A 13,593-nucleotide genomic window follows, 5' to 3' on the forward strand; every position below is an offset into this window, starting at 1 on the left:
AAGAATGACATTACCGGATGACAGCCTTATCCATCAGGCAGTCAATAAATTAATCGATCGGCTGGCGTGTTTGCCGGAAGAGCATAACAACTGTGTCCGTGGTGGTCTGTTATTCACGGGTAATATACATGATTCCATGCCGCGCCGGTTGCTTCTGGACCCACGCCTCTCTCCGCTGGACAAAATGGGCTGGATAATCATCCGCCTGCACGCGTTGAGCAATGACGGTGCCGTTTTTCCCTCCTATGAAGAGCTGCAGCTGCAGCTGGCAACGCCGGGAAAAGGCAAAGCGTCCAGAGAGACCATCAGCCGCATACTCCTCATGCTTCGCATCACTGGCTGGCTCAGCCTCTGCAAACGCGTAAGGGATGAAAAGGGTAGGGTAAGAGGCAACATCTATGCGCAACACGATGAGCCGTTGTCATTTTGTGACGCAGAAACGTTCGATCCACACTGGCTTAAAACCGTTGCGGAAGCCTGCCTGAGTAGCAACCGCACCATCAGTTCCACAGCGAAATCAGTCATCAGTGAAATTCGGCTGGATCCCGCAATGGCTCACCACCGCAGCCACCTTCAAATGCTAAATGCTCGGCTGGGTGCCGTTCAGAGTCCTGAAGATCTGGCCTGCCGGACTGTACCCGAACCGACGAGTCATTTACCGGGTTCGGATTCCGAACTCAGCTTAAATGTGCAGGCTCAGAAGCCGGGTTCGGTATCCGAACTCAGAGGTGGCGCGGGGCATAACGGCCGGGTTCGGAATCCGAACAGTTACGTACGTAGTTTTACTACTAATACAGATAAAACATACGTAAACGATTCGGTTTGCCTGCCCGACAATTTCGCATCCCTGCTGAAACCTGAAGATCGGGAGATGGTTAATCGCCAGCTGCAGGCGTTACCGGCTGAGAGATCTGCGCTGGTCCTGTCGAATATTATCCGGGCGCAGCGTGAACGCAGCCTGCAAAACCCGCTTGGCTGGCTGCTGACCGTGCTCAAAAAGGCCCGGCAGGGGACGCTTTATCCTGCTGAAAGCGGGACGAAAGTATCAGATAACCCCGGCCATGCGTCACGCCCGGAATTACGGCCCTTCAGGCCTTCTGCTTCTGAAAACAGGAAGTCCTGCAGTGACGAGCGCGTCAGAGAGATATTACAGAGTCTTCGTGAGTCTGTTGGACCTCAGAGGAAATGAGCTGGCGTTGACAGGTGTATATAAAACATACGGTGTTGCACCGTGCAACAGTGGTTATTAATTGAACTGTTTTTTTAGAAAACAAATTTTCATTTTTGAAAATCTGATTTCGCATTGTTTACGGTCCTTCCAGGAATGAGGATCGCCACTTACTTAACGAGAAGCCTTTGCCTATCAGGAGACAGCTATGGCCGAACAGACATCTCCCCAAACCTCGCCCCGGCGGTCTGGCGGACTGGTATCCACACTGACTGTTGAGCTGCATTCACACTATGCAATCAGGCTCTGGGAAGGGCGAAATCGCTCTGATGAAAAAGACAATAAGGAATATCGCCACAAAATCCCTGGCATGCCGGAAGCTATCGCGCGGGCTGGATATGCAGGTCGCGATGCAGCGGCAGGCAATCCCTACGGTGACGAGTTTCTGGTCAACCTTGAAGAAGCCATCAGGGTGGCGACTAAAAAGGTGGAGGAGCAGGTCAGGATTATCGCAAAAATTACCGCAGCCATTCCGGTCGGCATCAGCATTTCAGACGTCAGCTCTTCCGAACCGCTTAATCTGGATGTGTTCAGCCGATCACCCCTGGGGTATCGCTGCGTCTGGCTGCTGGTTCATTACGACCAGCTGGCGTTAAAAGCGTTTGGGGCTTTCCATTACGGTCTGATTAACCGCTCGCAGCGCGATCAGTTCCTTGAAACAGGCAGTAAAGCTGTTCGTGTGGTGTACGGCCTTATTCAGAATTACCGGAGTATGCCGGTGACCTACGAGGATATCCGTAATAAAACCGCGCGGGGTCTGGCGGCCATCAAGCGTCTGGGCGAACCCGATCCGGCAGTGATGTCTGGTGAGAAACGCTCTTCATTCTCTCCACTTACTGCTGATACCTCTGAGGACAACTAATTTGAAACGGATGATTATTTCAGGCGCTGTCTGCGTCCTGCTGAGCGGCTGTGCCGGCTCTGATTTAGCCAGCATCAATAAAAATATCAGCGATACCGCTTTCAGCATCAGCAAAACGCTGCGCGGCGATGACGCGAACTCTATGGACTCCGGCAACGGCATGCCGGTGCTGACCAAAGCCTCTGGCTCTGTCGGGAAGAGTACCAGCAAACAGTTCAGCGTGCCGGTTGATATCGATACTGCCGCTGCACGCCTGAAGCGACATTATGGCTATGTCAGCGCTGAGGAGATTGAACGCATCCGTTCAAAAGATCGTAACAGCCGGTGGAGTGCGTCAGCCATTCAGGATGCACATCCGGTCTGGGAAGCCGTTCCGGGAAGTTCTTATCGCATGGGCAGCGACGTTGGCGACAACGATCATATGGACATCGAGCTCGAAAAGAACGGTACAGGAACGCGGGTGTACATGACGTACAAATCGCGCGTCCCGTCGCACCTGACCGGCAGCAATTTCAATAACGTTCTGACTCAGGTCCGCCAGGTTGCCTCTGGTCAGGCACGCTAATACCGGAGACCCGCATGCAGCTCTATCTGTGTGAAAAACCCTCTCAGGCCAAAGATATTGCCCGTGTGCTGGGTGTCAACCAGCGCGGGCAGGGATGTATCACCGGCGGTAACATCACGGTGACGTGGGCCGTGGGGCATTTGCTGGAAACGGCCAGCCCTGAAGCGTATGGCGAACAGTTTGGCCGCCCGTGGCGCACGGAAGTGCTGCCCGTTATTCCGGATCGCTGGCAGATGACCGTCAAGAAAGACACTGCCGGTCAGTTTGGCGTTATCAGAAAACTGCTGAAGCAGGCCAGTGAAGTGGTCATTGCAACCGACGCCGATCGGGAAGGTGAGGTGATTGCGCGTGAGCTGATGGAATACTGCCACTACAGCGGTGCCGTGCGCCGGCTGTGGCTTTCCGCGCTTGACGAAGCGAGCATTAAAACAGCGCTGAATGAAATGTTGCCGGGTGAAAAAACCGAAAAACTCTACCAGGCCGGTATCGGTCGTGCGCGGGCTGACTGGCTTATCGGGATGAATCTGACCCGTTTTTATACCGTGAAAGCCGGTGAAGCCGGCGTATCAGAGGTGTATTCCGTTGGACGAGTTCAGACGCCCACGCTCGCCATTGTGGTTAATCGGGATCATGAAATTGCCGGCTTTATGCCACAGCCGTGGTGGAAGGTCAGGGCACAGCTGGAAAAGGACGGGATTGCCTTTGAAGCCGAATGGGTTGCGGCGGGGCAATATTGCGACAGTGAAAATCGCTGCGTGAATCAGCAGGTTGCACAGGCAGTCGGGCAGCTCTGCCAGAAATCCGGATCCGGCAGCGTGATTTCCGTTGAGAAAAAGCGCGATAAAACCCCGGCACCGCTCTGTTTTTCTCTTGGCGATCTTCAGGAAGCCTGCAACCGTAAATGGGGCTTTGGGGCTAATGAGGTCCTGTCTATCGCCCAGTCACTGTATGAAAAACACAAAGCGACGACCTACCCACGTACCGACTGCGGCTATCTCCCGCTTTCGATGCGGGCGGAGGCCAGCGCCGTGCTAGATGCGATACAGCGCTCGGACCCGACAATCAGCGCTGAGATTGCGCAACTTGATACTGCATTCAACTCGCGCGTCTGGAACGACAAAAAAATTACGGCGCACCATGCGATTATTCCCACGCGGCAGTCGTTCGAAATAGCAAAACTGAATGCAAAAGAGCTCAAAGTCTATTCGCTTATCCGGCTGCATTATCTGGCACAGTTTATGTCGCTGCAGGAAACCGATGTGACGGATGCCACCTTCAACATCGGCAATCAGCTTTTCCGCACGCGGGGGCGCGTGATGATCCACACCGGCTGGAAATCACTCTTTACCGCAGAGCAGTCGGAGGAGGCTGACGGTGATAAAGAATCGTCCGCGCAGCTGCCTGCGCTTGAGCAGGGCGCTGCCTGCACGGTTACCGGTGCGGTCGTTAAAGATAATATGACCAAAGCGCCGCCGCACCATACCGAAGGCACGCTGATAACGGCCATGAAAAACGCGGCAAGCATGGTCACAGATCCCCAGCTAAGGAAGGTGCTGCGTGAGAATGCCGGGCTGGGGACGGAGGCGACGCGCAGAGGCGTGCTGGAGACGCTCTTTAAGCGGGGCTTCCTGGAGAGAAAGGGGAAGTTCATCCTGTCCACTCAAATGGCGCACGAGCTCATCGCCGCACTGCCTGAAACACTGACCAGTCCCGGCATGACGGCCCTCTGGGAGCAGGCGCTGGATGATATCGCCCAGGGTAAAAGTGAGCTCAGCGATTTTATGCAAAAGCAGTGCCAGTGGACCCGGCATCTTATCGAAAAAGGGCGGGCGACTGCCTTCAACGTCACGGCGCTGACCGGCCCTGTCTGCCCGATTTGCGATGGCCCGACCCGGCTGTGCAAGAACAAACAGGGCAATTTCTGGGGCTGCATGAAGTATCCGGACTGTAAGGGGATCATTGGTGAGGCAAACCGTAAAAACCGTCGTCAGGCGGCGGGTAAAACCCTGGGGCAGGCCGGGGTCGAAAAGCGCCGGCTTCTGCGCCGGCAAGTCTCAATCTGACGAGTCACAAAGGTTGACAGCCGCGATTTTTGGCTTAAAAATGAACGGGCTTACCTGTCGTCTCTGACGACCACCAATGATTCCTGGCCTGAGAGAATCGCCTTCGGGTGGCTGAACATAACACTCCTGTAGCCTGCAAGGGAGAACACATCAGTGTGGTACATCTGCTCGCCTTTGGAAGCAGATATCGTCAATTACGGCTCCTACTGCCTGGCGATGAAGGTTCATTCAACTATCAAGACAGTCAGAATTTTGCTGATTCTGACTCCCCGACGGGAATTCTTCTCCCGTCCGGGCAGAAGTTTTCTCCGTCGAACCTTTTTTGACCTCCATGGAGAAAACATCATGTCTGTAAACAACACTTCAAATGCCAGCAACACCGGTAAATCAAAAGACTACTTCAACCTGACCATCAACGGACTGGGCTATCTCAGCAACGTGCGGCAGGTCAATGCTCAGTCCGGCACCTTTATCAGCTGCGTGATCAACGCACTGTCAGGTCCGGCCGACAGCCCTTCTTACGTGCGTTTCGACGTCACGGTTGCCGGCAAAGAAGCCAGCAGCCTCATTAACCGCTGTCAGAAGGCGGTGGATGAAGACAAGAAAGTGCTGATTGGCTTTGTACTGAGTAACCCGTCAACTGATATTTTTCAGCTGAAAAATGGTGAGCACGCCGGTGAAAGTCGTGTCAGCCTGAAAGCCCGCCTGATTAAGGTGGACTGGATCAAGATAGGCCAGGACATGGTCTTCAAGACTGAACGCGCTGAATCCCATCCGACGCAGAATGCCGCTTCTCAGCAGCAAGCCTACGCCGAAAACTCATTCTGATTGTTCACCAAAGCCTGCTCTCTTCTGAGCAGGCCTTTCCCTGAAGGAGCATGCTTATGTCCTCTCGCGGCGTAAACAAAGTTATTCTGGTCGGCAATCTCGGACTGGATCCTGAAATCCGCTATATGCCTAACGGCGGCGCGGTCGCTAACCTTTCACTGGCAACGTCAGAGTCATGGCGCGATAAGCAAAGCGGTGAAAACCGGGAAGTCACTGAATGGCATCGCGTGGTGCTGTTTGGCAAGCTGGCAGAAGTTGCCGGTGAATACCTTCGCAAAGGTTCTCAGGTGTATATCGAGGGACAGCTGCGCACCCGCAAATGGCAGGACCAAAGCGGGCAGGACAAATACTCAACGGAAGTGGTTGTGAACATGGGCGGCACCCTGCAGATGTTAGGGGGGCGTCAACCGAACAGCAATCAACCACAACACAGCGGTGGCTGGGGCCAGCCACAGCAGCCGGCGTCACAGCCTTCCTCCGCTCCGCAGCCGAAAGGCGGAAGGGATCAGCGAAACCAAAAACGGGGATCGCAGCGTCACAGTGCTCAATCCGCTCCGCAGCAGCCTGCGTCACAGTCGCAACCTGCAGGGGACTGGGATGATGACATACCGTTCCTCGGACACGGTTACGGTATCGCAAAACATGCCGCAGGCGCTCTCTGAACCGCCACTGCCTCTTACCGCTGCAGTTAATTTCACCAAATCCCTTAAAGGTTACTGACGATGCCTGTCATACTTAGGCTGAACGGTTTTCGCTTCTTTTTCTATTCCAACGAAGGCAATCCGCGCGAACCTGCTCACATTCATGTGATGAAGGCCGGCACTGAAGCAAAGTTCTGGCTGGACCCCGTTGTGAAACTGGCGCGTAATGACGGATTTGATTCCCGGACAGTAAAAGAACTGCTAATACTGATAAAGCTAAACCAACCCCTGCTTCTGGAGGCCTGGAATGACTATTTCAGCTAAGGAAGTTCGGTTCGATGACCGCATCATGTGGGTCGAACTGTCAGACGAGCGAATAATCGGTGTGCCGCTGTCTTGGTTTCCCCGACTTTGCAATGCGTCTGCCGAACAGCTGAATGACTATGAACTGTCTCCCCGTGGGATCCACTGGGACGCACTGGACGAAGATGTTTCGATTGATGGCCTGTTAAGCGGCCGTGGTGACATCACGCACCCGCCTCATCAGGTTGCCTGAAAGTGCTGATAAAAAACGCTGACTCCGGTCGGCGTTTTTTTTTGAAAACGCAAAAAGAGTTGTTCATAGAAGCCTGTTGAAGAGTTGCGCACAGTGATGCCTGTTCACACTGTACAGGAACTTTTCAGATGAAATTTAATGCCGTCTTTGCCGCTTTACCGCTTGCGCTGCTGACGGGGTGTATTCAGCATCCCCAGAAGCTGCAGGAACGGGCACCTGCAGAACCGGTTGCCCCGGTCAGCGTCACCCGCAACGTCCAGACATCTGCTGATGATGTTTACGCGCGGACGCCCGAGGTGGTTCGCTACGATCGTTACCTGCTTGTCAGAACGGATCCTAAGGCCGTGCAACGCGACCCCCTCTCACAGATTATTGATGTGCGTATTCCTTCCTCGGTTCAGCCAACCGTGGCCGATGCCATGCGTTATGCGCTGAAGCAGTCCGGCTACTCACTGTGTCAGACAGGACCGGCCAACGGCGTGTTGTATCATCAGCCGCTGCCGGCCGTCCAGTTCCAGCTGGGTCCAATGCGTCTTCGCACCGCGCTGCAGGTGCTGGCGGGGCCCGCATGGGAGCTGGAAGTGGATGACGTGCAGCGCGTGGTCTGCCACAGCCTGCGTGCAGGCTATCAGTTGCCTGCGACACAGCTGCCGTCGCGCCCTGCCAGTGCATACGCGCCGGCTGCAGCTACGTCATCCGCCGCCAGTCCCTCTCAGATCATTGGTCCCCGTCCCATTCAGGCGCAGCCTGCGCGCGGAGGGTGGCTGACAAAATGACGACAGAAACCTCCTTTCCTGATGAGAACGCTGATGACGTTATTCCGTCATCAGGTAGCCGTTTCAGCACCGTAAAACATCACCTGCCTGCAATAGGACAGTTAGCGCTTTCGGCTGCTGCAATTGTGCTGGCTTTTGTTTCGCTTCGCAGCGGCGTGTCGCAGGAAAACCGCCTCAGCCACGTAGAGAAGCAGCAAAACGTGGTTTACACCCAGGCACTGGCGAAGACTGACCTTGAACCTGTTCAGGCAACCATTAACGCGCAGGGTGAGACGGTCAAACGACAGCAGGATCAGCTTAATGCCGTTCAGAAGTCTCTCGAAGGCTGGTCCGCCAGAGGATTACCTGAGGCAGTCAGTCAGGTTCGCCAGTCGCTCAGTGAGCTGAATCAGGCGCAGACATCAATGCAGAGCCGGCAGGCTGAACTGGACCAGGCAGTTACCGCGCTGCAGCACGCAACTCAGAAAGCGCAGCCGGCCACGGCGGAACCTGAAGCGACAAAAGTCGTAAAAAAGCCGGCACCCGCTAAGCCGCATAAAACCGTCAGAAGCGCGGCGCGTAGAGCGCCATTTGTGCTGACCGGCGTAGAAAAGCGGGGGGCAGAGTCGTTTGCGGCCATTGCGCCGACGGGATTCAGCTCACTGTCTGAAATCCACCTTATCGGCGAGGGGCAGACTGTTAATGGCTGGACGCTGGTCAATGCCGGCTACGGGCAGGCGCAATTTCGCGTGAACGGACGCTTAATTACTGTCAACGTTCGCTAACGGAGGCGATATGAAGCTAAAAATACTCAGTCTTGCGGCGATTATGTTGTGTTGTTCGGCACAGGCAAATATCCAGTTTGTGAATGCCAGGGGCGAACCGGTTGATGCTTCGGATCAGAGCGTGCAGAAAAGCAGCGTGCAGGAACTGCAGCAGCAGGCCGGTCAGTGGGGGCTGAGTCAGGATGACTATCAGCGCTATCAGAGCCTGATGAAAGGCCCGCGCGGTACGCAGTCGCCGGGGCTTGACCCGCTTTCAACACTCGGTATTGAGGCGCGGAGTCAGGCCGAACGTAAAAAATACGCAGAAAAATGGGTCAGGGAAGAGTTTGCCCGCACGCAGAAAGAGCTGGATTTTCAGCGTGAAGTCACCGCCGCCTGGAAGCGCCTCTACCCTGAAGCCCTCGCGGTCAACATGGGCAATGCGGCCGGTATTGCCCACGACACCGGCGGACGGCTGGCACTGTTCGTGAAATCCGCTGGCTGCGGGCAGTGTGACGCCCGCCTGGCAGCGGTGTTAGCCGATAACAGGCCTGTTGATATCTACCTTGTGGACAGCAAGGGGGATGACGGAAAACTGCGCCGCTGGGCGAAAGATCATCATATCCCGCTGGACAGGGTACGCAGCCGGCAGGTCACGCTGAATCATGACGGCGGCCGCTGGATGCGGTTCGGTAACGGTATGATGCCGGTCGTTCTGCAGCAGGGGGAAAACGGATGGCAAGTCGCGGCATTCTGACCGGCGCGGCGCTGCTGCTAGTTTCACTTTCTTCATTTGCCGGTGACAAACAGATTGTTCCTGAGGGTTACGTGCGCGTGGCACAGACTCACAACGTGCCGGCGGAGTCGCTCTATTCGGTCAGCCTGCAGGAGTCTTCCCGCAGGTTGCCACAGGGCGAACGCCCGTGGCCGTGGACACTCAACGTCGCGGGGAGGGGATATCGCTATAAAACCCGCCTTGAAGCCTGGCAGGCGCTGCAGGTTTTCATAAAAACGAATTCCCTGAAGCGTATCGATGTCGGTATTGCCCAGGTGAATCTCGGCTGGAACGGCCAGCGATTCTCCTCTACCTGGGAGGCGCTGGATCCTTACAAGAATCTCAACGCCGCTGCCACCATTCTGCGCGAATGCTGGGACAGAAAGCCCGGCAGCTGGCTTGACGCGGCCGGCTGCTATCACCATCCCGCAGGCGGCGCACCCGCAGCCCGGTATCGCGCCTTCGTTAAAACCAAACTCGCCCAGCTTCAGTCTTCGCCGCATCTGCCGGCGGCGACTGCCGTAGAACAGACAGCATCCGCATCGGTGCCGGATACCGGCCTCGTCTGGATAAACCCACGGAGTCAGTGATCATGACGCTTAACACACTCATTATTACCGTAATTATTGTTTTCTCACCCGCTGCGCTCGCTGAGCTCAACGTTATCGCAGACCTGGGCGGGCAAAGCACGCAGGCCGTTTTTGACGCAGTCAACCGGCAGGACGCGCCGCCACCGCCTGCCGCACCTCTGGCGCAGGGCGAAGCGGCCATGCTGCCCGTGACAACACCTGAAATGTCGCCGGGCAACGTTGCCCCCCGGGCGCTGACGCTGCCAGGTATCGGCTCGCTGTTCATCATCGGCGATGACGGCTATTCACGTCAGTGGCTTGCTCACAACGCACAGCATCTTGCGGCCAGAAACGCGGCGGGCCTGATTGTGAACATCGATAACCTGGCGTCGCTTGCTGAGCTGCGTAGCCTAGTCCCCGGCCTGCAGCTGGCCCCCTCATCGGGATCTGAACTTGCCCGTCGCCTCCAGCTGAACCATTACCCTGTGCTTATCACGGACAGTGGCCTGTCTCAGGAGGTGCTGCAGTGATATCTGCCCCTTATGTCGCTGCCCAGCTGATGGGGAATCCGGTTCTGCTGACTGCTCTGCTGGCGGTCATTATTTATCTTCTCTGGCGCTTTCGTCGGCAGACGGCCAGTGAGCGCCGGCACCAGCGCTATCGCGCGGCGGCTGAGCGCGTGTATATCCGTCTCGGCGAACTTAACGGTGACGGGCAGCGCATGACCTATCTGCGCAAAATTAATCCGTATGTCTTTGAGGAGCTGCTGTTGCTGGCGTTTGAACGTCAGGGGTATCCCATACAGCGTAATGCGTCGTACAGCGGAGACGGCGGCCTTGACGGAAAGGTACATATTAACGGCGAGTGCTGGCTGATCCAGGCCAAACGCTACAGTCGGTCCATTACACCGGCGCACGTCCGTGATTTTGAAGCGGTACTGATGTGTATGGGGCTGCGAGGCCTGTTTATTCATACCGGCCGTACGGGACAGAAAAGCCGGGCTGTCAGCAGGGGCTCACAGCAGTTGATGATTATCAGCGGGCACCGTCTTTTAGCGCTGCTGGCAGGCAAACCATTAGAGGAGTTTTCTCTGTGAGTGATAAATACGTTATTGAAGCGCTTCTGCGCCCCGCCGTGGAGCTGAATACGGCCGTCGCCGCCGGCACCGCCGCCGTCGTCTGCATCACAGCGCCGTGGGCTGTAGCTCTCGCGCCCTCCGTCAGCTACGTTACCGCCGGCGGATTTGCGGTGTTGTCTGCCGTGCGCGCGCGTCAGGGAATGCAGGTCGTCCGCTACCGTCGTAATCTGCGCCGTCTGCCGCGTTACGTGATGACGTCAAAGCAGATCCCCGTCAGTAAGCGCCGGCTCTTCATGGGAAGAGGGTTTCGCTGGACTCAGAAACACACCCAGCGTCTGCGCGATACGCTGCGCCCGGAGGTGGCCCACTATCTGAAACCCTCCAGGCTCTATCAGCTTGCCCGCCAGCTTGAGGAGGCAACGGAAAACAGTCTGCCGGCGATCGGGAAACTGCTCAGCGCCGACACGGCGCTCAATCCCTTTCGCCCGCTCCCGCCGGTCGGGGGCAATCCTGCCATTCATGGTATTGAACCGGATGAAAGTGACGTCACGCTCGATTTACGTGAGCGCGTCGGCCATACGGTTGTTTATGGCACCACCCGTGTGGGGAAAACGCGGCTGGCTGAATTGCTGATCACCCAGGATATACGGCGCGGGGACATCACCATCGTATTTGACCCAAAAGGGGACGCGGACCTGCTTAAAAGGGTCTGGGCGGAAGCTCACCGGGCAGGGCGGGGGGATGAGCTGACGGTTTTCCACCTTGGCTGGCCTGACATCTCCGCGCGTTATAACGCCGTGGGGCGTTTCGGGCGCGTATCGGAAGTGGCGACACGCGTCGCCGGCCAGCTCAGCGGCGAAGGCAACAGCGCGGCGTTTCGCGAGTTCGCCTGGCGATTCGTGAATATTGTTGCCCGGGCGCTGGTCGCGCTTGGGGAACGTCCGGATTACAGCCTCATTACCCGCTACGTGAACAACATCGCTGACCTTTATTTGCGTTACGCCGAAAAAATTATCACCGAGAAGCTGCCGGAACTGAACAGCCAGATCGAAAATAATGCCAATGCCTTCAGTGAAGATGACGTACCGCGTGCCATGCAGGGACAGCCGGAAGCCGTACGTATCTGGGCCGTTGAGGTGGCGCTGAGCTCGGACGCCGGCAATCAGCTTTATGACCCGATACTGGACGGGCTACGCTCTGCGGTACGCTATGACCGAACCTATTTTGATAAAATTGTCGCGTCACTGCTGCCGCTGCTGGAAAAACTGACCACCGGCAAAACGGCAGAGCTGCTCTCGCCTGATTACCTGAATATGGACGATCCCCGCCCCATTTTTGACTGGGAACAGGTGATCCGTAAAAAAGGCATCGTTTACGTGGGACTCGATGCGCTCAGCGACAGCGAGGTTGCCAGCGCCGTGGGTAACAGCATGTTTGCCGACCTGGTGAGTGTGGCCGGCCATATCTACAAGCACGGTATCAACGGCGGCCTGCCCGGATCTAAAGAGGACAAGGACGTCATCAATCTGCACTGCGATGAGTTTAACGAACTGATGGGCAATGAGTTTATCCCCCTCATCAATAAAGGGGGCGGTGCGGGCATGCAGGTGACGGCCTATACGCAGACGTCCTCCGATATTGAAGCCCGGATCGGGAGCGCCGCCAAAACCTCTCAGGTTCAGGGTAACTTCAACAACCTGATTATGCTGCGCGTCAGGGAGAACCGGACGGCCGAGCTGCTGACCTCACAGCTGCCGCAGGTTGAAATCTACAGTAAAACGCTGGTCTCAGGTCATCAGGATTCAGCTGACGTCACCGTAAACCATGATTTTACCTCCAGCACGCAGGACCGCGTGGGCACCATCAAAGTGCCGCTGCTGGAGCCTTCCGACATCGTTACGCTGCCAAAAGGCCAGGCGTTCGCGCTGCTTGAAGGCGGTCAGCTCTGGAAAATCCAGATGCCGTTGCCGGCGGGTGATGCCGGTGACATTCATATGCCTGAAAATATCGCGCGTCTGGCCGAAGAGATGCGACGCAACTATCACAGCAGTGAAGGATGGTGGGACAGCCGCAGTTCAGCAATCGCACCAGTGAAGGGAGATAATCATGGCTGAGGCACGTCGTACCGCACCGCAACAATATCCGCAGCAACAACCCGTGCAGCCTCGCGAGCACGGGTTGCTCTATAACCTGGCATGGGGCTGGCCGTGGAAACTCATCGGCGTGATTCTGGCCTCACTGATGCTGAGTCTTGTCATTGAATACGTCGGGATCGCGTTTTTCTGGCCTGAAATGGGAGCTAAGCACAGCCAGGTTGTGATGGATACAGAATTTAGTTATCTGTCTTCTGATTTTACCCGCAGCCTGTTACTTTCCGAGCCGGCGGTAACGGTAACGCGCTGGGTGACTTATGCATATCAGTGGGCGTTTGTTGACAGTGGAATCATCAGCTGGTTACAGGATACCTATAAGGCTGAGATGAATAGAGGAAACGAGGTATCGCGTAACCTTAAAGGGGCCAGCAGCTGGCTGGGGAACTATCTTCAGCAGTACATGCTGGCAACGGTATATGTCTCCATCGTGACCCTGATCCGCGTGACTATCATTGCACTGTCTGTGCCGCTTTTCGTACTGGTGATATGTGTCGCAGTGGTCGAAGGACTCGGCCGGCGAGACCTGCGTCGGTTCGGAGCCGGCTATGAGTCGTCGTTTCTTTACCACCGTGCGAAAAGGTTGATTAAACCAGCCGTGTATCTGCCGGTAATGGCCTACCTGTCATGGCCTTCAGCGGTCTATCCAAACCTGCTGCTGCTGCCAGCCGCGTTAATGCTGGGGCTCACCATTACGGTCACAACCGCATCGTTTAAAAAATATCTATGACCAACTAAGACTTAGGCCTGCGTAATGCA

Annotated in this window: 16 protein-coding genes; all 16 read left to right on the plus strand. The window is 56.1% G+C overall.

The genetic code is table 11. The features are described from left to right. Positions 1 to 4 precede the first annotated feature (4 nt). The 16 genes from PanJK_RS22705 (at position 5) to PanJK_RS22780 (ending at position 13,564) form a co-directional block, all read left to right on the plus strand. On the plus strand, positions 5 to 1,189 hold the full coding sequence (locus PanJK_RS22705; RefSeq protein WP_265303207.1) for an STY4528 family pathogenicity island replication protein: 1,185 nt from the start codon (positions 5 to 7) through the stop codon (positions 1,187 to 1,189). Positions 1,190 to 1,376: 187 nt separating this feature from the next. Continuing rightward, a complete protein-coding gene (locus tag PanJK_RS22710) occupies positions 1,377 to 2,090 on the plus strand; it encodes a PFL_4669 family integrating conjugative element protein (protein WP_265303209.1) in 714 nt (237 codons plus the stop codon). A gap of 10 nt (positions 2,091 to 2,100) precedes the next feature. Then, positions 2,101 to 2,655: a hypothetical protein gene (locus PanJK_RS22715; RefSeq protein ID WP_265303353.1), complete on the plus strand. Its 555-nt coding sequence runs from the start codon at positions 2,101 to 2,103 to the stop codon at positions 2,653 to 2,655. Between the two features lie 14 nt (positions 2,656 to 2,669). Further along, positions 2,670 to 4,718: a DNA topoisomerase III gene (locus tag PanJK_RS22720; protein WP_265303212.1), complete on the plus strand. Its 2,049-nt coding sequence runs from the start codon at positions 2,670 to 2,672 to the stop codon at positions 4,716 to 4,718. Between the two features lie 345 nt (positions 4,719 to 5,063). After that, positions 5,064 to 5,546: an STY4534 family ICE replication protein gene (locus PanJK_RS22725; RefSeq protein WP_265303214.1), complete on the plus strand. Its 483-nt coding sequence runs from the start codon at positions 5,064 to 5,066 to the stop codon at positions 5,544 to 5,546. A gap of 56 nt (positions 5,547 to 5,602) precedes the next feature. Beyond that, a complete protein-coding gene (locus PanJK_RS22730; protein WP_265303216.1) occupies positions 5,603 to 6,208 on the plus strand; it encodes a single-stranded DNA-binding protein in 606 nt (201 codons plus the stop codon). A gap of 60 nt (positions 6,209 to 6,268) precedes the next feature. Next, the gene (locus PanJK_RS22735) at positions 6,269 to 6,511 is read left to right on the plus strand and encodes a DUF4160 domain-containing protein (protein ID WP_265303218.1); all 243 of its coding nucleotides are present in this window, start codon (positions 6,269 to 6,271) and stop codon (positions 6,509 to 6,511) included. Continuing rightward, positions 6,495 to 6,743: a DUF2442 domain-containing protein gene (locus PanJK_RS22740; protein ID WP_224934840.1), complete on the plus strand. Its 249-nt coding sequence runs from the start codon at positions 6,495 to 6,497 to the stop codon at positions 6,741 to 6,743. Before PanJK_RS22735 ends, PanJK_RS22740 begins: the two co-directional genes overlap by 17 nt. A gap of 128 nt (positions 6,744 to 6,871) precedes the next feature. Continuing rightward, entirely contained in the window at positions 6,872 to 7,519 is a 648-nt protein-coding gene (locus PanJK_RS22745; RefSeq protein WP_265303221.1) for a PilL N-terminal domain-containing protein, read from the plus strand. Next, a complete protein-coding gene (locus PanJK_RS22750) occupies positions 7,516 to 8,283 on the plus strand; it encodes a DUF2275 domain-containing protein (protein WP_265303223.1) in 768 nt (255 codons plus the stop codon). The genes PanJK_RS22745 and PanJK_RS22750 overlap by 4 nt, the downstream gene beginning before the upstream one ends. A gap of 10 nt (positions 8,284 to 8,293) precedes the next feature. Beyond that, positions 8,294 to 9,019: a TIGR03759 family integrating conjugative element protein gene (locus PanJK_RS22755; RefSeq protein WP_265303225.1), complete on the plus strand. Its 726-nt coding sequence runs from the start codon at positions 8,294 to 8,296 to the stop codon at positions 9,017 to 9,019. Further along, a complete protein-coding gene (locus PanJK_RS22760) occupies positions 8,998 to 9,627 on the plus strand; it encodes a lytic transglycosylase domain-containing protein (RefSeq protein ID WP_265303228.1) in 630 nt (209 codons plus the stop codon). Before PanJK_RS22755 ends, PanJK_RS22760 begins: the two co-directional genes overlap by 22 nt. A 2-nt stretch (positions 9,628 to 9,629) precedes the next feature. Then, positions 9,630 to 10,136, plus strand: coding sequence for an integrating conjugative element protein (locus PanJK_RS22765; RefSeq protein WP_265303230.1), 507 nt, complete (start codon positions 9,630 to 9,632; stop codon positions 10,134 to 10,136). Beyond that, positions 10,133 to 10,702 carry a restriction endonuclease gene (locus tag PanJK_RS22770; RefSeq protein WP_265303232.1) on the plus strand — a complete coding sequence of 190 codons (570 nt, stop codon included), beginning with the start codon at positions 10,133 to 10,135 and terminating at the stop codon, positions 10,700 to 10,702. Before PanJK_RS22765 ends, PanJK_RS22770 begins: the two co-directional genes overlap by 4 nt. Then, the gene (gene traD / locus PanJK_RS22775) at positions 10,699 to 12,798 is read left to right on the plus strand and encodes a type IV conjugative transfer system coupling protein TraD (RefSeq protein WP_265303235.1); all 2,100 of its coding nucleotides are present in this window, start codon (positions 10,699 to 10,701) and stop codon (positions 12,796 to 12,798) included. Before PanJK_RS22770 ends, traD begins: the two co-directional genes overlap by 4 nt. Beyond that, a complete protein-coding gene (locus PanJK_RS22780; protein ID WP_265303237.1) occupies positions 12,791 to 13,564 on the plus strand; it encodes a TIGR03747 family integrating conjugative element membrane protein in 774 nt (257 codons plus the stop codon). The genes traD and PanJK_RS22780 overlap by 8 nt, the downstream gene beginning before the upstream one ends. Positions 13,565 to 13,593 lie beyond the last annotated feature (29 nt).

It is taken from the genome of Pantoea sp. JK (genome assembly GCF_026130245.1).
Taxonomy (GTDB): domain Bacteria; phylum Pseudomonadota; class Gammaproteobacteria; order Enterobacterales; family Enterobacteriaceae; genus Pantoea; species Pantoea trifolii.

What these genes read in the sequence shown, in the direction of transcription:
- PanJK_RS22705 (WP_265303207.1), top strand. Translation starts at nt 5, where the DNA reads ATGACATTACCGGATGACAGCCTTATCCATCAGGCAGTCAATAAATTA.
- PanJK_RS22710 (WP_265303209.1), top strand. Translation starts at nt 1,377, where the DNA reads ATGGCCGAACAGACATCTCCCCAAACCTCGCCCCGGCGGTCTGGCGGA.
- PanJK_RS22715 (WP_265303353.1), top strand. Translation starts at nt 2,101, where the DNA reads ATGATTATTTCAGGCGCTGTCTGCGTCCTGCTGAGCGGCTGTGCCGGC.
- PanJK_RS22720 (WP_265303212.1), top strand. Translation starts at nt 2,670, where the DNA reads ATGCAGCTCTATCTGTGTGAAAAACCCTCTCAGGCCAAAGATATTGCC.
- PanJK_RS22725 (WP_265303214.1), top strand. Translation starts at nt 5,064, where the DNA reads ATGTCTGTAAACAACACTTCAAATGCCAGCAACACCGGTAAATCAAAA.
- PanJK_RS22730 (WP_265303216.1), top strand. Translation starts at nt 5,603, where the DNA reads ATGTCCTCTCGCGGCGTAAACAAAGTTATTCTGGTCGGCAATCTCGGA.
- PanJK_RS22735 (WP_265303218.1), top strand. Translation starts at nt 6,269, where the DNA reads ATGCCTGTCATACTTAGGCTGAACGGTTTTCGCTTCTTTTTCTATTCC.
- PanJK_RS22740 (WP_224934840.1), top strand. Translation starts at nt 6,495, where the DNA reads ATGACTATTTCAGCTAAGGAAGTTCGGTTCGATGACCGCATCATGTGG.
- PanJK_RS22745 (WP_265303221.1), top strand. Translation starts at nt 6,872, where the DNA reads ATGAAATTTAATGCCGTCTTTGCCGCTTTACCGCTTGCGCTGCTGACG.
- PanJK_RS22750 (WP_265303223.1), top strand. Translation starts at nt 7,516, where the DNA reads ATGACGACAGAAACCTCCTTTCCTGATGAGAACGCTGATGACGTTATT.
- PanJK_RS22755 (WP_265303225.1), top strand. Translation starts at nt 8,294, where the DNA reads ATGAAGCTAAAAATACTCAGTCTTGCGGCGATTATGTTGTGTTGTTCG.
- PanJK_RS22760 (WP_265303228.1), top strand. Translation starts at nt 8,998, where the DNA reads ATGGCAAGTCGCGGCATTCTGACCGGCGCGGCGCTGCTGCTAGTTTCA.
- PanJK_RS22765 (WP_265303230.1), top strand. Translation starts at nt 9,630, where the DNA reads ATGACGCTTAACACACTCATTATTACCGTAATTATTGTTTTCTCACCC.
- PanJK_RS22780 (WP_265303237.1), top strand. Translation starts at nt 12,791, where the DNA reads ATGGCTGAGGCACGTCGTACCGCACCGCAACAATATCCGCAGCAACAA.